The sequence below is a fragment of the Komagataeibacter saccharivorans genome (assembly GCF_003207825.1).
Classification (GTDB): domain Bacteria; phylum Pseudomonadota; class Alphaproteobacteria; order Acetobacterales; family Acetobacteraceae; genus Komagataeibacter; species Komagataeibacter saccharivorans.
This window is the reverse complement of sequence record NZ_NKTY01000008.1, coordinates 39,412-58,678: the sequence shown is the minus strand read 5'-3', so window position 1 is coordinate 58,678 and position 19,267 is coordinate 39,412. Positions and strand designations below refer to the sequence as shown.

9 protein-coding genes are annotated in these 19,267 nt (G+C 63.7%); 7 read left to right on the top strand and 2 right to left on the bottom strand.

The features are described from left to right. The first annotated feature begins 2 nt into the window (after positions 1–2). The 5 genes from ssuD to CFR79_RS06910 all read left to right on the top strand — a co-directional run bounded on the left by ssuD (position 3) and on the right by CFR79_RS06910 (position 7,061). Positions 3–1,166: an FMNH2-dependent alkanesulfonate monooxygenase gene (gene ssuD, locus CFR79_RS06930; RefSeq protein ID WP_110547365.1), complete on the top strand. Its 1,164-nt coding sequence runs from the start codon at positions 3–5 to the stop codon at positions 1,164–1,166. A gap of 17 nt (positions 1,167–1,183) precedes the next feature. Beyond that, complete coding sequence (locus tag CFR79_RS06925; protein ID WP_110547364.1) at positions 1,184–2,623, top strand: FAD/NAD(P)-binding protein; 1,440 nt, start codon at positions 1,184–1,186, stop codon at positions 2,621–2,623. Beyond that, complete coding sequence (locus CFR79_RS06920; RefSeq protein ID WP_110547363.1) at positions 2,620–4,119, top strand: MFS transporter; 1,500 nt, start codon at positions 2,620–2,622, stop codon at positions 4,117–4,119. The genes CFR79_RS06925 and CFR79_RS06920 overlap by 4 nt, the downstream gene beginning before the upstream one ends. Positions 4,120–4,125: 6 nt before the next feature. Then, on the top strand, positions 4,126–4,665 hold the full coding sequence (locus tag CFR79_RS06915) for a flavin reductase (RefSeq protein WP_110547362.1): 540 nt from the start codon (positions 4,126–4,128) through the stop codon (positions 4,663–4,665). A 206-nt stretch (positions 4,666–4,871) separates the two neighbouring features. Further along, positions 4,872–7,061: a TonB-dependent receptor family protein gene (locus CFR79_RS06910; protein ID WP_110547405.1), complete on the top strand. Its 2,190-nt coding sequence runs from the start codon at positions 4,872–4,874 to the stop codon at positions 7,059–7,061. Positions 7,062–7,125: 64 nt separating this feature from the next. Here the strand turns inward: CFR79_RS06910 and CFR79_RS06905 are convergent, their stop codons facing one another. Both CFR79_RS06905 and CFR79_RS06900 read right to left on the bottom strand, forming a co-directional pair. Then, entirely contained in the window at positions 7,126–8,394 is a 1,269-nt protein-coding gene (locus tag CFR79_RS06905; RefSeq protein ID WP_110547361.1) for a D-mannose isomerase, read from the bottom strand. Beyond that, positions 8,387–9,247 (bottom strand): glucose 1-dehydrogenase, encoded by an 861-nt coding sequence (locus tag CFR79_RS06900; RefSeq protein WP_110547360.1) that lies wholly within the window; start codon positions 9,245–9,247, stop codon positions 8,387–8,389. The genes CFR79_RS06905 and CFR79_RS06900 overlap by 8 nt, the downstream gene beginning before the upstream one ends. Positions 9,248–9,968: 721 nt before the next feature. Between CFR79_RS06900 and CFR79_RS06895 the strand changes: the two genes are divergently transcribed. Then, on the top strand, positions 9,969–18,533 hold the full coding sequence (locus tag CFR79_RS06895) for a GH36-type glycosyl hydrolase domain-containing protein (RefSeq protein WP_110547359.1): 8,565 nt from the start codon (positions 9,969–9,971) through the stop codon (positions 18,531–18,533). 96 nt (positions 18,534–18,629) lie between these two features. After that, complete coding sequence (locus CFR79_RS06890) at positions 18,630–19,106, top strand: GAF domain-containing protein (RefSeq protein ID WP_110547358.1); 477 nt, start codon at positions 18,630–18,632, stop codon at positions 19,104–19,106. The last annotated feature ends 161 nt before the right edge of the window (positions 19,107–19,267 follow it).

Sequence of the window (19,267 nt, the reverse complement as noted above, 5' to 3'; positions counted from 1 at the left end):
CCATGTCCTACGAAATTCCCGAAAAGATCAACGCCTTGTGGTTCCTGCCCACCCATGGCGACAGCCGCTACCTTGGCACGCAGAAGGGGGGGCGCCCGGTTGACCTGCCCTATCTGCAACAGGTGGCGAAGGCGGCGGACACGCTGGGTTATTACGGCGTCCTGATCCCCACGGGCCGCAGTTGCGAGGATAGCTGGATTGTCGCATCCGCCCTGGCGCCGGTAACCGAACGCCTGCGTTACCTGATCGCGCTGCGTCCGGGCCTGCTTTCCCCCACGCTTGCCGCGCGCATGACCGCGACGCTGGACCGTTTTTCCAACGGGCGGCTGCTGATCAATATCGTAACCGGGGGCGACCCGGCGGAAAACGCCGGTGATGGCCTGTTTGCCGATCATGCCACGCGGTACGAAATTACCGATGAATTCCTTGATATCTACCGTGCCCTGCTGCGCGGGGAGGATGTCAATTTTGAAGGCAGGCACTTCACCATCAAGGACGGGCGGCTGCTGTTCCCCGCTTTCCAGAAGGATGGCCCGCCGCTGTTCTTCGGCGGGTCGTCGGAAGCGGCGGTGCATGTCGCGGCGAAGTCGGTCGACAAATACCTGACATGGGGCGAACCGCCCGCGCTTGTGGCTGAAAAGATCAGCCATGTGCGTAAACTGGCCCGTGAACAGGGGCGCAAGGTTTCATTCGGCATCCGCCTGCATGTGATCGTGCGCGAAACGCAGGAAGAGGCATGGCATGACGCGGACCGCCTGATCCAGCATCTGGATGACGCCACGATTGCAAAGGCCCAGCAGGTTTTCGCCCGCATGGATTCCGTGGGCCAGTCGCGCATGAGCGCGCTGCATGGCGGCCGGCGCGACAGGCTGGAAATCAGTCCCAACCTGTGGGCGGGCGTCGGCCTGGTCCGTGGCGGGGCGGGTACGGCGCTGGTCGGTGACGCGGAAACGGTGCAGGAGCGCATAGACGAATATCGCCGCCTGGGTATCGATACCTTCATATTCTCCGGTTATCCGCATCTGGAAGAAGCCTACCGGTTCGGTGAGCTGGTGCTGCCCCACCTGCCCACCGCGCATCCGGTGCGTGGCGCCGCGTCGCTGAACAACATGGGGCCGTTTGGCGAGACCATCGCAGGCGATCACCGCCCGACCCGCGCGGCCTGATCGTGGGGGGGTCCGCCATGCCGGTTTTTTCTTCCATACCGCATATCGCCATTATCGGTGGCGGGTTCAGCGGCGCGGCGCTGGCGTGGCACCTTGCACGCGGCGCCAGCGGCCCGCAGCGTATTACCGTGTTTGAACCGCGCCCCTTCCTTGGGGCGGGTCTGGCCTATGGCGCGACCGACCCGCAGCACCGGGTCAACGTGCCCGCTAGGCGCATGAGCATCGATACCGCCAACCCGGATGATTTCGCCAACTGGATCAGGCAGACCGGTGCGCTGGCGGATGACCCGGACGCCATCCGGCCCGATGGCAGTCATTTTCCCGCCCGTTCCGTATTCGGCCGCTACATGGCCGACCGTCTGGCCCCGCTGCTGCATGGCGGGGTGGTCACGCATCTGCGCCGCCGGGTGGTGTCGGTCCACCGGGGGCGGGGGGATGGATGGGTGCTGACCGATGCGCGCGGCCAGTCCACGACCGCCGATATCGTGGTCATCGCCACCAGCCATCCGGCCCCGCAGGCCCCTGCCGTGCTGCGTGACCTGCCGCCCGGCGGGGATGGCGCCCCCAGGCTCATCACCAATCCATGGGACGGCACGGCGCTGCATGCGATAGGGGAGGCGGATCGTGTCCTGATCATCGGGACCGGCCTGAGCATGGCGGATGTGGTCGCAACCCTGACCGATCGGGGGCATCATGGCCCCATCACCGCCATTTCCCGCCGGGGTCAACGCCCGCGCGGGCATCATGATGGCGCGGTGACGCCAACCGGGCAGTTCGCATCGCCCCCGTCGCGTACGGCGCGACACCTGCTGCGCACAATACGTCATGCCGTGGCGGATGCCGCCGGTCAGCCATGGCAGGCGGTGTTTGACCGCATCCGCGAACAGGGGCCTGATATCTGGGCCGCCCTGCCGGTTGTCGAACGCAGGCGGCTGATCCGGCACCTGCGTCCGTTCTGGGATACGCACCGCTTCCGCATCGCGCCGCAGGCCGATGACATCCTGCGCCAGCGCGAACGTGACGGCACGCTGGAGATCCGCGCGGGCCGCGTGGTGGAGGTGGACAGCCGGCGCGGCGCGTTTGTGGCAACCATCCGCCATGGCGCGAACCCGGCGCGGCAGGGGACGTATGACGCCATCATCACCACAACCGGCCCCGCGCACGACGCCATCCTGAAGACCGTGCCGTTCCTGTCGGAACTGGCCGCCGCCGGGTGGGTGGAAATGGATGCGACGGGGCTTGGCCTGCATGTGGATGCGCTGGGCCGCGCCTGTGTCGGGACGGCGCATGCGGGCAACCTGTTTGTCGCCGGGCCGCTGGCGCGTGGGCGCTTTGGTGAACTCATGGGTCTGCCCGAAGTCACCCGCTATGCCGAAAAGCTGGCGATAACCCTGTCCGCCCTGACCACGCTGCACGCTACGGGCCATCATTCCCACAAGGAACAGGTGACGACATGACAGAACAGACCACGTCCGATCGCCCCATTGTGCGGGACGCGGACGATATTTCCGCCATCATCAATGCCGGTCCGCGCGCGGGAAGCCATGCCCGCATTGTCGTAGCACTTGCGCTGGGTGGCGTGTTTCTTGATGCCTATGACCTGACGACCCTGTCATGGGGCATATCGGACGTGCAGGCCCATTTCGGGCTGTCGGCGTTCCAGACCGGCCTTGTCGCCGCCGCCCTGAATGCAGGCACGATCATTGGCAGTCTGGCGGGCGGGTGGCTGACGGACCGCATCGGGCGGTACGCCGTATTCATGGCGGATATGGTGTGCTTCGTCATTGCCGCACTGGTCGCGGGGTTCGCGCCAAGCGTGGGTATCCTGATCGCGGCGCGGTTCGCCATGGGGTTCGGGGTGGGGATGGACCTGCCGGTGGCCATGGCGTTCCTGTCGGAATTCTCGCGCCTTGAGGGGCGGGGCAGCAAGGCCGCCCGGGCGGCGGCATGGTGCCCGACATGGTATGCCGCGTCATCCCTGTGCTTCGTGCTGGTATTTGTGCTCGCGCATGTGCTGCCAGCGGGGCACCCCGACTGGCTGTGGCGGGCATCGCTGGCTTTTGGCGCGGTACCGGCCATCATCATCATCATGGTGCGCGGGCGTTACATGAATGAATCCCCCGTCTGGATCGCCCGCCGTGGCGATCTGGCGCGGGCGGCGGAAATCGTGCGCCGGTCTTATGGCGTCGATCCCATCGTGCGTCCGACCGCGACACATGCGCCCGTTATCGTCCATCCCGATCCGCTGCAACTGCTGCGGCCGCCGCTGTTGCAGCGCGGACTGCTGATTTGCGGCATGACACTGGTCAGCGCGCTTTCCTACAGCGCCATCATATTCGGCCTGCCCGGATTGCTGACAACCATCGTGCATGCCAGCGCGGGACAGGTGCTGGTCATTTCCATCGTCCTCAACCTTGCCGTGGCGTTTCCCGGCGGCCTGCTGGGCGTGCGGCTGACCCGCAGCTTCCATTCCCGTCCCATCGTGCTGGCGGGTTACGCGGTGCAGATTGCGGGTATCGCCGCCCTTGCGCTGACCGGCACGCCACACGGGACGCCGGGCGTCATTGTCGCCCTTGGCGGGTTTGCCGCCTTCCTGTTCGCGCAGGGGTTCGGGCCGGGGTGCCAGCTCATGGCCTATCCCACCCTTAGCTACCCCACGGAACTGCGCGGGATGGGGATTGGTCTGGCGCGGCTGGTTTCGGGCATGGGGGGCACGCTGGCGCTGCTGTTCCTGCCGTGGCTGAACGCACATCTTGGCCCGCGCCTGTTCTGGCTAGTGCTGCTGGCCCCGGTGGCCGGGATCACCATGTCCTTCCTCTCCCGGTGGGATGTATTTGGCTACGACCCCGATATGGACCCCGCCCTGCGGCGGCACCGGGCCGCTGTCCCCGCGCGGGCGTCCTATGTCGTCGCCACCCCTGAAATGCTGGTTTCTTCTGAAAGTGGGAGCTGATCCTTCATGACAAATGTAATCACGCCGTTTGGCTATACCGCCCTGGAAGAGGACGCGGTGCCGGTCGCGGATTTCCGCAATGGCATGGCGGCGCTGGCCAGTGCGGTGACGATCGTGACGACCGATGGTTCGCAGGGACCGCACGGATTTACCGCATCCGCCGTGTGCAGCGTATCCGATACGCCGCCGACCCTGCTGGTGTGCATAAACCGCTCCACCAGCGCGCATCCGCATGTGCTGGAACATGGGGTGCTGGCCATCAACGTCCTGCATGGCGGGCAGCAGCCGCTGTCGGATATTTTCAGCAGCCGTTCACGCCTCATGGCCGAACGCTTTGCCGCCGCACGATGGCACAGGGGCCGGACGGGCGCGCCGCTCCTTGACGGGGCGCTGGTGAACTTTGACTGCCGTGTCAGGGAAATCCGCGATGTTGGCACCCATACGGTGGTCATTGCCCATGTGGTGGATGTCATCACCGGTGAAAATGATGGCCAGCCGGGCCTTGTCTGGTTCAACCGGCAGTACAGCCATGCGGTCACCCGATGAAGAACGGGCGGTCGTATTCAGTCATTCATGAATGGAACAGTGGAATGTGTAGAACCGAGGCGTGCGTACAATGATTACGAAGAAAAACAAAGAAAACAATCAATACAGATACAGTTATGGAACAGCCCCCTATGCCCCGGATACCCGTAACCACCATACGTAACCGATATTCCACCAGTTCGCGCATCCTGTCCCGTCACACCACGCTGGTTGTCAGTTCCTGCTGGATAGGGTTCGCCCCCCATGCGTTTGCGGCTGAAAAAGCACTTTCCCCCCGTACCGGGCATGCTGCCGCCACGCAGCACGCAAAACCCGCGGCGGCGTCCACATCGTCCACTGCCACCGCGCCCACGCCGCCGCGACCGGAACTGATTTCCGTCTCCCGCCACCGCGCAACGCCCGTCAGCCGGGCAGAGACAAGGCTGGCCTCCATCCCCGGCGCCACCAGCGTGATTGATGCGCAGAAAGTGCTCAAGGGCCGTAATTTCACCAGCGCCGACGCCCTTGCGTTCCAGCCCGGCGTTTTTGCGCAGTCATCGGGCGGGGGCGATGGCATCCGCCTGTCCGTCCGTGGGTCCGGCATTGCCACCGGCACCAATTATTTCCGTTCCGGCATGCTGATGATGTTTGACGGACTGCCGGTTACGACACCGGCGGGCACGCCCTATGAACTGTTTGAACCGCTGGGCCTGCGTTATACCGAGGTGCTGCGCGGGGCCAACGCGTTCGATTATGGGGGAATGCAGCTTGGCGGCGGGATCAATTATGTCAGCCAGACCGGATATGACGCGCAGCGGTACCAGGCACGGGTGGAAGCGGGCAGCTTTGGCTATGTCAAGGAACAGCTCAGTTCCGGCGGGGTCTTTGGCAAATTCGATTATTACCTCAGCGCCACCAATTCCTATCGTGGCGGGTATCAGGACAATACCAAGGCGACCAGCTTCGGGCTTAACGCCAATTTCGGCTACCGATTCAACGATCGCGTCTCGACGCGGGCCTTCTTTCGCTACCGGCAGACCGATAACGGCTATCCCGGTTATCTGACGCGCGACCAGATCCTGTCCGATCCCAAGCAGGCGCAGTCCCCCTATTATTCATGGGGATCACACCGTATCCAGCCTGGAACCAAGTATTACGGGTCCATGACGACCATCCGTATCGACGATCACTCGAAGATCGAGTTCGGCGGCAATTATCAGGATGCGCCAATCGACATCCAGAATACCGCATCATCGCAGATATGGGGCTACAAGACGATCGCGGGCGTGCTGAATTACGACCGCCATGATGTGCTGCGTGGCCATAAAAGCGATACGCAGGTCGGTATCCTGAGCTATAGCGATATCGAGGCATGGCAGCGCAACCGCATCCGCGTCAGTAGCGTATTTGGCGGGGTGCCGGATGGCACGTTGCTGCGTAACGTGAAATATGGCGGCACGGAAAACTATTTCCATCTGCGCAACAATACCGAGGTCGTGCATAACCTGTGGCTGACGGCGGCGGGGGCGCTGGCGTTCATCAAGCGTACGTCCGATGTCACCTATCCCAACCGGAGCGACCTGCACACGGCATCGGTCAACTTCGTGCCGCGTGGCGGCTTTCGCTACATACCTGACCCGCATATCGAGATTTATGGCAACGTCAGCCGCAGTATCCAGCCCCCCAATGACTGGAACTACAACTATGCCGGGAATTACTATAATGCCGCCAGTTATCCGCTACAGGCGACGGCGGGGGAAAACTCCACATCGGGCAGGCTGCGCAACCAGACCGCAACCACGTTCGAGATCGGCACGACCGGCCATTACTTCCACAATAAATGGAGCCTGACATACTATCATTCATCCGTGCATAACGAACTGCTTACGATCACTACGCCCGCATCCCTTGCGGCGGGCACGTCGATTTATGGCAACGCATCCCCAACAACCCATCAGGGTGTCGAGGTTTCGCTGGAAACCGAACTGCTGAAATGGGCGGGCAATACGCTGTCACTCCGGCAGGCCTATACGTATCAGGATTTCCGCTACAGACATGACGCGGTTTTCGGCAACAATCACCTGCCGGGCATTCCTGAGCATTTCTATCAGGGTGAAGTGCATCTGGACATGCGCAACGGGTTTTACGCAGGCTTCAGCGCGCAGGTTTCATCCAAGGTGGGCGCGTCCTATGACATGACGTATTTCGCACCCTCCTATCATATCTATAACGCCAATATCGGGTATTCATGGCCGCATAAACACCGTGAAGTCTTCATAAGCTTCAATAACCTTGCCAACACCCATTACGCGGCCATTGTGGTGCCGGGGTATCAGGCGGCGGGCAAGCAACTGGCGGTCATGCAGCCGGGTGACGGGTTTGGCGTGTTTGTGGGGGCATCAATCGGGTTCAACTGAAGCGTCCTGATGGCGAAAAGGAGGATATGGCCGGATGCAGCGCAGACCGGCCATGTTCGCAGGCTTACTGGTCCAGGCTGGCTACGGCGGTGGCGAAACTCGGTGCCAGCGGGAGGAGCGGCGTAAGCGTCGCCTGCCAGGCATGGTACAGATCCGCCTTGCCCGCATAGACAACTTCGGACGGGTGGTTATCGCGGTCCAGTTCCTGAATCCAGCCACCGCGCCTGCGGTCGATCATGTACAGGTCGATATAATCCCATATCGTGCGGTACCAGTGTTCATATTCCCTGTGGCCGGTCCGCTTGAGCAGGGCAGCGGCGGATGTCATGGCTTCCGCCTGACACCAGTGGGGGCGGTTATGCACCACCGGTTCAAGGTTCCAGTCCACGGTATACAGCAGGCCCGGCTGGCCATCGCGCGCCCAGCCTGCCGCCATGCCCCGCTGGAACAGGCCGGTCGCATCATCCAGAAGCCATGCAGGCGCGCGACCGCTTTCGCGCAGGAGGGCGGCCTCCAGTTTCAGGAGCAGGTGTGACCATTCCACGAAATGCCCCGGCGTCATGCCGAAGGGACGCAGGTCATCCGTGGGTTTGTCGCGGTTGAAATCCTTCAGCAGCGTCCAGTTGCGATCAAAATGTTCAGCCACGTCGTAATTGTTGCGCCGGGCAAGGTCGTGGATGATCCGCTCCACAATCCTCAGCGCGCGCTGTCGCCAGACCGGCCTGCCAGTCACATCCGCCACTGCCATGCAGGTTTCCACTGCGTGCATGTTCGCGTTGGCGCCACGGTAATTTTCCTCATCCGACCAGTCGGCCGCGAAGCTTTCACGAAAAACGCCTTCTTCCTCGCTCCAGAAATGGTGTTCCCATACCGCCAGCGCCTCCTCCAGCAGGGGGCGTGCGCCATCCACGCCTGCTACCACCGCCGATGATGCCGCAAGGGCTACGAAGGCATGCAGGTAACACTGCTTGCGGCCCCCATCGGGTGGCACGCCATCGGCGGGCGGCCCGGTGAACCACCCGCCATGCCTTTCGTCGCGCAATGGCCCCAGCAGGGCCGCAACACCGTGGGTGGCCAGCGGGAAACATCCCGGCAGGCCGCGCCCTGCCGCCACCGCGTAGACATGGGTCACGCGCGCGGTCAGGATCGCATCCGCCCCGGCATCGGCGGAAAGCCGCCCGTCGTCATCCAGCGGGGCAAAGCCGTCGGGCACGCGGGCAGGTTTTGAAAAATCAAGCAGGCGCTGCCCCTGCGCATCAAGCCAGCGACGATGGGCCGCCGCGCGAAGCCAGCTCGATGCAGGAAGCATGAGCGAGGGGAGCGCCTCAGCCATTGATGATCATGCCCCCGTTTACATGCACTGTCTGCCCCGTGACGTAAGATGAATCTTCCGCCGCCAGATAGACATAGGCCGGACCCATCTCGCTGGGCTGGCCGATGCGGCCCATGGGCGTGCTCTTGCCCATGTCGGCCACTGCCTGCGGATCGACCGGCCCCCAGCTTGCGGGCTGCAGCGGCGTCCAGATCGGGCCAGGGGCGACCGCGTTGACCCGGATGCCCTTTTCCGCAAGCTGGAGGGCAAGGGCGCGGGTGAAGCCCATCTCGGCGGCCTTGGTGGTGGTATAGGCGACCAGCGCCTTGTTGCCCGCGAAAGCATTGATCGACGATGTATTGATGATTGCGCTGCCCCTGTTCAGATGCGGCAGGGCGGCACGGGTAATGTAGAAATAGCCGTTGATGTTGACGTCCATGTGACGCTGCCATGTCTCATCGGAAATATCGGTCAGGTCCGTGCTGACATACTGCACGCCCGCATTGTTCACGACGATATCAAGCCCGCCAAAGACCTCGACCACATGGGCTACCGCGTCATTGCAGACCATGCTGTTGGCCACATCGCCTTCGATGGCGAGGGCCCTGACACCTTCGGCTTCCGCCAGACGGATGGTCTCGCGCGCATCCTCTTCCTCCTCAAGATAAAGGATGGCGACATCCGCCCCTTCCCGCGCGAAATGCAGGGCGACGGCGCGGCCTATGCCGCTGTCACCGCCGGTAATCAGCGCGCGGCGTCCCTTCAGCTTGTCGCTGCCGCGATAATCGGGGCGGATATGTTCAGCCCTGGGCTTGAGCAGGCGTTCGACGCCGGGCTGGTGGTCCTGGCTCTGGGGGGGAATGCTCTGGGTCATGGATTTTCCTTCAGCAGGTGGCACAAGGGGCGGCGCGGGCCGTTATGGGGCTACTGCGTGCGCCCCCGTCTTCGGCAACCAAACGCCCCCGGCCGGAAGATGTTGCCGGTCGCATGGCTGGCCTGCGGCCTGCCCGCCCGATCAGGCGGTCCGGTGCAGGGTCATGAATTTCAGGATAGGAGCGCAGGCGTTAACAATCAGTGACCGGCCCCGTGACGGAGCGGACCGCGCTTTTTTGCCCCGCAGGCAGGCGGAAAAACCAGATCGCCCGCCCCCGCCGTGCTGGCCCGGCAGATGGCACGGACAAAAGATATTCAGGGAACGCAGTCTCGATACCGGCGTTACACTATGGGCGACTGTATCCTGCCCCCGGCCCTGCCGGCGACCGATCCAGTCAGGCCCTTCGCATTATTTCCATATCCCGGATAGAGGAGAGTGGAGGATGGATACATCCTTCAAACCGGCCACGTCTGGCCAGTACGCGCCTTCCCGCGCCGTCGCTGCTGCGCGCCCCGTGGCGGGGAGGGCAGGAAAATTCCCGCCTGATGGTGATGGGCCGGATGAATACACAACACAATCCATGACGCGGGAAGGCGACCATGCGGTGCCACCCCTGTTGCGCCAGCGTGCCCACCATGCGTCCCAGCCACGGATGAGCCTGTTTCGCAGATAGGGGAACGCGGGTGTGGGTGTTCCGCCACGGATATAACTGGAGCAGAGCATGGACGGAAATCCCGCGTTACCCCATCAGGCCGATCGCGCGTTCCGGGCCATGCCCCGCTCGTGGCTCGAACGCCTGTCTGGTCAGCCTACCCAGCTTACGTGGCAGGATGATTTCGCGCCGGTCAAAAGCGAAATTTTCGGCATGGAACGGCTGGAAGCCCATGCCAGAAGCCTTGCCGCCGCGCAGACCATAACGCCCCGCACCCATATGCGGGGGCAGGGTCATTCACTGGCCCGCCGCCTTGCGGACAATGGTGCATTCCTGCGGGCCGCGGATGAAAGGATTGCCGAAGCCCTGCAGGCGGGCAAGCAGTTGACGCCCGCCGCACAATGGCTGGCGGATAACTACGCGCTGGTTGACATGCAGATCCGTGAAATCGCACTGGACCTGCCGCCGCGCTATTATGCCCGCCTGCCCAAGCTGGCCAGCGGTCCCTTTGCCGGACTGCCCCGTGTGTTTGGCGTGACATGGGCGCTGGTGGCCCATACGGACAGCAATATCCAGCCCGAAACCCTGTACAACTACCTGCTGGCGTATCAGGACGTGACGCCACTGACGATTGGTGAACTCTGGGCGGTGCCGATCACGCTGCGGATCGTGCTGATTGAAAACCTGCGCCGCGTGGTCAGCGCGATCATGGCCAACAACGCCAGCAGGCGCGAAGCCGACATGCTGGCCGACAGTCTGGATGGCTATCGCAAGGATACGCCATCGGCGATGGCCGCCTTCCTCGCCACGGTTGACCCCGGCGTGCTGAACGGTGCCTTCATCGCCCAGCTTGCCCATCGTTCGCGCGGGCTGGACCCCGAAAAGGACCCCGCCCTTGTCTGGCTTGGACAGCGGCTGGCGGACAGGGGCACCAGCATTGAAGACGCCGTGCGCGACGACCTGCAGGAACAGGGCACCTTCAACGCCACCATCCGCAACATCATCACCAGCCTGCGCCTGATCGCAGGTTTCGACTGGACCGAAGCCTTCGACCATGTCTGCCTGGTCAACAGGATCTTTGACAGCTACCCCAGCTTCACCCAGGCTGATTTCGCCAGCCGTGATCTGTACCGCAAGGCCATCGAGGATCTGGCCCGTGGCAGTGACCATAGCGAGATGGCGATAGCCGAACTGTCCGTCAGCATGGCCCGCCGGGCGGCAGCCATGGACGGTCATGACCCGCGCCGGGCCGATCCCGGCTATTACCTTCTGCTTATGGCGGGGCGCAGGGAACTGGAAGCGGCAATTGGCTTCCGTCCGCCCCTGTCAAGCCAGATGGTGCGGCTGTTCTGCGCGCGTGGCATCGCGGCCTACAGCATTGTCGTGACCCTGCTGACGCTGCTTTTCCTTGCCGTGCCCCTGTGGCTGACATCGGATGGTGCAAGCGGCATGACGTGGCTGCTGGCGGTGCTCGCCTTCGTGCCGGTTTCGGAAGCTGCGGTGGCCTGTGTAAACCGGCTGGCGCTGGAAGCAATCCACGCCACCGCCCTGCCGGGGCTGGAATTCCGTGATGGTGTTCCCGCCACCCTGCGCAGCATGGTCGTCGTGCCCGCCCTTATGACCACGGAAGAAACGCTCACCGCCCTGCTGGCGCGGCTTGAGGTCCATTACCTCGCCACGCGCGATGACTCCGTTCACTTCGCCCTCCTGACCGACTGGACCGATTTCCACAGTCCCGATGCCCCCGATGACCAGCGCCTGCTGGATCTGGCGCTGGACAGGGTGGCCGGCCTTAATCGCAAATATGGGCCCGCACCCGGCGGGATGCGTTTTTACGTGCTGCACCGCAGGCGGACATGGAGCGAGAGTGAACAGGTCTGGATGGGCTGGGAGCGTAAACGCGGCAAGCTGCATGAACTCAACCGCCTGCTGCGCGGCGCGACGGATACCACCTACCTTGCGCCTGCCGCCCCGCTGCCCGCCAATGTCCGGTATATCATCACGCTGGATGCCGATACCCGCCTGCCGCTGGAAACGGTGTGCCGCCTGATCGGCAAGATGGCCCACCCGCTCAACGCCCCCGCCTTCGACCCCGTGGCGGGCCGTGTGCGTGAAGGCTACGCCATCTTGCAACCACGCGTCACGCCGTCCCTGCCGGTGGGGCATCACAGCACCCTGTTCCAGCGCATATTCGCCAGCGCCAGCGGCATTGACGCCTATTCCGCCGCCGTGTCCGACCTGTATCAGGACATGTTTGGCGAAGGGTCGTACGCGGGCAAGGGCATATACGACATTGATGCGTTCGAGGCGGCCCTTGCCGGGCGTGTGCCGGAATCCACCCTGCTGAGCCATGATCTGTTTGAAGGCATATTCGCCCGCGCCGGACTTGCGACGGATGTGGAGGTGGTGGAGGATTTCCCCACCGACTACCTTGTCGCGGCCCAGCGGATGCACCGCTGGACACGCGGTGACTGGCAGTTGCTGCCATGGATCATGTCCGGCATCGCGCGGCGCAACGCGCCGGTGCGCGACCGGTTTTCGGGCATCGCGTTATGGAAGATGCTCGATAACCTGCGCCGCACGCTGGTTACGCCACTGGCGCTGGTGGCCCTTGTCGCGGGGTGGTTCCTGCCGCTGCACGCGGCGGTGGTGTGGACGGCGTTCGTGCTGCTGGGCATGGCCCTGCCTGCGTTCCTGCCGGTCCTGCCGGACATCATCCCGCGGCGGGAATGGATTACGCTGCGCGGCTATCTTAGCGTTATTGGCGCAAAAAGTGCTGAGTCCGCCGTAATGACGTTCCTGAACGTCACCTTTCTGGCCCATCAGGCCTGTCTTATGGGGGATGCGATTTCGCGTACGCTGGTGCGTGTGTTCATTACGCGCCGCCATATGCTGCAATGGGTGCCCGCAGCCCAGATCGCGGGGCTGCTGCGGTCGGGTCTGGCGGGTTATTATGGCCGCATGTCCGTCGCCCCCCTGCTGGCGGGGGGGATTACGCTGTGTGTGGCCATATGGGCGCCGTGGAGCCTGTTTCTGGCGGTGCCGGTGGCGGTTTTGTGGAGTTTTTCGCCCGCCGTGGCCATGTGGGCCAGCCGCACGCATGTCATCGCGGCCCGCTCGCGTCCGTCCCGCACCGATATCCGCACCCTGCGCATGACCGCGCGGCGGACGTGGCGCTTTTTTGAAACCTTCACCACCCCGGCGGACCATATGCTGCCGCCGGATAATTTTCAGGAAGATCCATCCCCCGTTCTGGCCCGCCGTACTTCCCCCACCAATATCGGCCTTTACCTGCTGTGTACCGCCAGCGCGCATGATTTTGGCTGGACCGGTCTGGCCGATACCGTCAGCCGGCTGGAAGCGACGTTCAGCACGCTGGAAACCATGCCGCGCTACCGGGGGCATTTCTATAACTGGTATGCAACCGACGATCTGCGCCCGCTGGAACCGATCTATGTTTCCAGCGTGGACAGCGGCAACATGGCGGGCCACCTGATCGCGCTGGCCAGTGCGTGTCAGGGCTGGCAGCATGCGGGGCCTGAAACCGATACATGGCGTGAAGGGATTGCCGATGCGCTGAACATCGCCATTGCCGACCTGACATTCGATCGTGGCGTCCGGCAGAGCCACACGGCGGCGGAGCGGCAGTTGCTGCGCCTGCTGACAGGACTGAAAAACGCGGTCCTGTCCACCCCCGGCAAATCAACCGCCGAACTGGCGGTCCTGCACCGTCATGCCGCGGGGGCTGCGGAACATGTGGCGCGCATGCACCCCGACGTGGCCGCCGGGGGCACCGACCGTATTACCGACCGCGTATTCTGGGTCACGGCCCCGCTGCGCGCGCTGGAAAGCCATATGCGCGACCTTGATACGGACCTGCATGCCACGCTGGCCAGCAGGCTGGAAACCATCGCGCAGAAGGCCCGGACCATGGCGCAGGAGATGGATTTCCATTTCCTGTGCAATCCGTCGCGCAAGCTGCTGTCCATCGGATATCTGGTGGCCGAGGATACGCAGGACACCAACTGTTATGACCTGCTGGCGTCCGAAGCGCGTCTGGCGGTGTTCTTCGCCATCGCCAAGGGCGACATGCCCGCGCATGACTGGTTCCGGCTGGGCCGTTCGATTACGCCGGTGCGCAATGGCGCGGCGCTGGTTTCGTGGTCGGGGTCGATGTTCGAATACCTCATGCCCTCGCTCGTCATGCGCGCGCCGGTGGGCAGCCTGCTGGAACAGACCAACGGCCTGATCGTGCAGCGCCAGATCGCCTATGGCCAGACGCATGACATTCCGTGGGGGGTTTCGGAATCCGCCTATAACGTGCGGGATCTGGACTATACGTACCAGTATTCCAATTTCGGCGTGCCGGGGCTGGGGTTCAAGCGCGGGCTGGGGCTGGACCGGGTGGTGGCCCCATACGCCACCATGCTGGCGGCCATGGTTGACCCGCAGAAGGCGGTGGCCAATCTGTACGTGCTGGAAAAGACCGGGGCGCTGGGGCAGTACGGATTTTACGAATCACTCGACTTCACCCCCGATCGTGTTCCCGATCAGGGCAGGGTGGCAATCGTGCGCGCGTATATGGCGCATCATCAGGGCATGTCCATCCTTGCGGTGGCGGACGCCATCATGAATGGCGTCATGCGCACGCGCTTTCATTCCGACCCGGTCGTGGCGTCCGCCGAACTGCTGCTGCAGGAACGCGCGCCCCGTACCGGCGCGGTCGCCCGCCCGCTACCGTTCGAGGAGGATACGCATCCCACCGTCCACGCCGTCTCCACCCCGGCGGGGCGGTATCTGGAACGCGCCGATACGCCCCAGCCTGTCACCCATCTGCTGTCCAATGGCCGCTATACGGTCATGCTGACGGCGGCGGGATCGGGTTACAGCCGCTGGAACGGTCAGGCCATCACGCGCTGGCGCGAAGATACGACATGCGATGATTACGGTTCGTACCTGTACCTGAAAAACCGCAGGACGGGACAGGTCTGGTCGGCGGGCGTGCAGCCCTGTGGCCCGTCGCCCGAAGAATATGCCGTGGCCTTCCATGAAGACCGCGCCGAATTCGCCCGTCGTGACGGGACGCTTACGACGCGGCTGGAAGTCCTTGTCTCGGCCGAGAACGATGCCGAAGTCCGCCAGCTTTCCCTGTTCAACGCGGGCAGCGATCCGCTGGATATCGATGTGACATCCTATATGGAACTGGCGCTGCTGGCGCAGGCTGGCGATCTGGCCCATCCGGCCTTTACCAAGCTTTTCGTCCATACCGAATACCTGCATGCCGCGCGCGCCCTGATCGCCACCCGCCGCCGCCGCACACCGGACGAGGCGGAAATATGGGTCGCCCATCTGGTGGTATGCAGTACTGCCATAGAGGTGGAAACCGACCGCGCCTGTTTCCTTGGCCGCGAGCGCACGGTGCACCGGCCCGTGGCCGTGATGGGTGACGGGGCGCTGTCCGGTCATACGGGCAACGTGCTGGACCCGATCTTTTCCATCCGCGTTCCCCTTTCCATCCGTCCGGGCACCATGGGCCGCATCGCGTTCTGGACCATGGCCGCGCCATCGCGCGAAGCACTGCTGGACCTGATCGACACGCACCGCGACCATGCCGCATTCGAGCGTGTGCGCACCCTTGCCTGGACACAGGCGCAGGTGCAGTTGCGCCATCTGGACATCACACCCGCCACGGCGGATCTGTTCCAGCGCCTGGCGGGACATATCCTGTTTGCCGGGCCGGCGCTGCGGGCCAGTCCGCCCGCGATCGCGAAGGGGGCAGGGGCACAGCCGCTTTTGTGGGAACAGGGCATTTCGGGCGACCTGCCCATTCTTGTGCTGCGCATACGCGAGGCGTCGAATACCGCCATCGTGCGCCTGCTGCTGCTCGCGCATGAATATTTCCGTCTCAAGCAGGTGGCGGTGGATTTTGTCGTGCTGAACGAACATCCATCCTCCTACCTTCAGGAACTTCAGGCGGCACTGGACCAGCTTGTCCATTCCGTAACACAGAGCGGGGGGAATGCGGGCGCCGTGCGTGTGCTGCGCGCCGACCTGCTTACCCCCGCCATGCGTGACCTGATCCTGTCGGTCGCCCGCGTGGTGCTGGTGGCCGATCGGGGTCTGGCGGAACAGCTTGATTATGCAAGGGTTCCCGCAAAGCGTACGTTCCTGCCCACCCTTGCGCCCACGCCGTCGCCCGCTTCGGCCTTTGCCGCCCCGCCGGTGCCGGAACTTGAATTCTTCAACGGCCATGGCGGCTTTGCCCGCAATGGGCAGGAATACGTGATCGTGCTGGCGCCGGGACAGACCACGCCTGCGCCGTGGATCAATGTCATCACCAACGACACCTTCGGTTTTCAGGTATCGGGGGAGGGGAGTGGCTATACATGGTCGGGCAGCAGCCGCGAACACCAGATCACGCCATGGTCCAACGATCCGGTCAGCAACCACGCGGGCGAGATTTTCTATATCCGCGATGAAAGCACCGGCATGCTGTGGTGCCCCGCTGCCGCCACCCGGCGCGACCGCGCGGCGACCTACGTTACCACGCATGGGCGCGGCTATACGCGGCAGGAACGCATTGCCCATGGGGTGGCCAGCACGCTGCTGCAGTACGTGCCCGTGGCGGACCCGGTCAAGATTACGCGCATCCAGTTGCGCAACCTGTCCGATCATTCCCGCACGCTGTCCATCACCGCCTATGTCGAATGGGTGCTGGGGCGGGCGCGCAGCACGTCGGCGGCCTTTGTTTCCACAGAACTGGATGAGGAAACCGGCACACTGTTTGCCCGCAACCCGTGGAGCGCGGATTACGGAAACCGCGTGGCCTTTGCCGATATTGGCGGCTATCTGACCGCCAGTTCCGGCGACCGCACGGCCTTTGTCGGGCGTAATGGCACCGTCGAACACCCGGCGGCCTTCGCCCATGCCGATGGCGTGCAGGGGCGCACGGGTGCCGGACTGGACCCGTGCGGGGTGGTGCAGACGGTGGTGATCCTGCCGCCGGGTGGGAAAGCGGAAATCGTCTTCCTGCTGGGCGAGGGGGCGGACATCAATCAGGCCCGTGACCTCGTGGCCCGGTACCGCACCGTGGATCTGGATGGTGTGCTGCGCGATGTCCGCCAGCATTGGGACCGGATTACGCAATCCGTGCAGGTCCGCACGCCCGACCGGAGCATGGACATCATGCTCAATGGCTGGCTGCTTTACCAGACACTGGCCAGCCGCGTGCAGGCCCGTGCGGGTTTCTATCAGGCCAGTGGGGCCTATGGCTTCCGCGACCAGTTGCAAGATGGCATGGCCCTTGTGCTGTCACGGCCCGATCTGGTCCGCGCGCACCTGCTGCGCGCCGCTTCGCGCCAGTTTGTGGAAGGCGACGTGCAACACTGGTGGCTGCCCCAGACCGGGGCGGGCGTGCGCACCCATATTTCCGATGACCGGGCATGGCTCGCCTATACCGTGGCGCATTACGTCGCGACATCGGGCGATACGGGTGTGCTGGATGAAAGCCTCCCCTTCCTGGTGGCCCCGCCCCTTCCCATTACCGAACATGACCGTTTCACGGTTCCGACCATATCGGATGAAAGCGGGTCATTGTTCGAACACTGTGCCCGTGCGCTGGATCACAGTCTGGTTGTTGGCGCGCATGGCCTGCCGCTTATGGGCACGGGCGACTGGAATGACGGGATGAACCGTGTGGGCGAGCACGGAAAGGGGGAGAGTGTCTGGCTGGGCTGGTTCCTGCATGCCACGCTGAACGCCTTTATCCCGCTGGCCCGCGCGCGCGGCGATCTGGTCCGCGCCCGCGCGTGGGAGGACCATGCGCGGTCCCTTGCCGTGGCGCTGGAAAAGACATGGGATGGCGACTGGTACCTGCGTGCCTATTTTGACGATGGCACGCCGCTTGGGTCGCATATCAGCGCGGAATGCCAGATTGATGCGATTTCGCAGTCATGGGCGGTGCTGTCAGGCGTTGCGTCACCCGAACGTGCCGAACACGCCATGGGGTCCGTGCTGTCGCGTCTTGTCCGCCAGCATGAAGGGCTGATCCTTGTCCTTGCGCCGCCCTTCGATACCACGGGGCCTGATCCGGGCTATATCCGCGGTTATCCGCCCGGCATCCGTGAAAATGGTGGCCAGTATACCCATGCCGCGCTGTGGACGGTCATGGCCGTGGCGGCATTGGGCGACGGGGACCGCGCGCAGTCGCTGTTTCACACCCTTACCCCGATCAACCATGCGCTGAATACCACGGAAGCCGCGCGTTACCGGCTGGAGCCCTACGTAATCGCCGCCGATGTCTATTCCCAGCCACCGCATGTCGGGCGGGGCGGGTGGTCGTGGTACACAGGATCGGCGGGATGGATGCAGCGTGTGGGGATCGAGACCATCCTTGGCATACGGGTGCATGGCACGCAGTTGCGGGTTGACCCGTGCATTCCCCATGACTGGCCGCGTTTTGAAGTCACGCTGCGCTGGCGCAGTGCGGTTTACAACATTACCGTGCTCAACCCCGCCCATCTGTGCCGGGGGATCGGCACTGTCAGCGTGGATGGGGTCAGCATACCGGCCACCGGCAGTATCGACATGCTCGATGACGGCAATACCCATGCGGTGGAGGTATCGATGGGATAGAAGCATTCCGTCCGGCTTCCCCCCATGTGGCCGGGTGATTGACCGGTGCATTACAGTAGTGTCCCCTGTCCGCCCATTGTCCAGAGGAACACAGTCATGACCGCACCCGACCGGCGCGTAACGCCCGATACCCTGCCTGAAACCGTATCCGCCGTGGTTGCGGGTGAGGGCGACATGATCGCGAACATGGCCAATATCGCCGCCCTGATATTTGAAGCCCTGCCGGATCTGAACTGGGCGGGTTTCTATCTGGTAAAGGATGGCCAGCTTGTGCTTGGGCCGTTTCAGGGGCGCGTGGCCTGCACCCGCATCCCGTTTGGCAAGGGCGTGTGCGGCACGGTTGCGCGGGACCGGCAGACAGTGGTGGTGCCGGACGTGCATGCTTTCCCCGGTCATATTGCCTGCGACGCGGCATCGGCTTCGGAAATCGTGGTGCCGGTCGTGATGGGCAAGGAACTGCTGGGCGTGCTCGACATCGACAGTCCGCGCCGTGACAGGTTCACCGACAGGGATCGCGCGCTGCTGGAAGCAGTGGTGGCGCAACTGGTGCAGGCCCTCTCACCCCGGCAGTAACGGCCTGTTGTCTGCGCTTTTGTGGGCTTGTGTGCCCGGTCCGGGTTCCGGTCCGCCCGGACACCGGGCACGGTTTAGTAAAATGCGCCTGCTGGCATCGGGATTTATGGAAACAGTGGGGATGTGTCCGCGTTGCAGGCCATGGCCGGGAACAGGCGTGG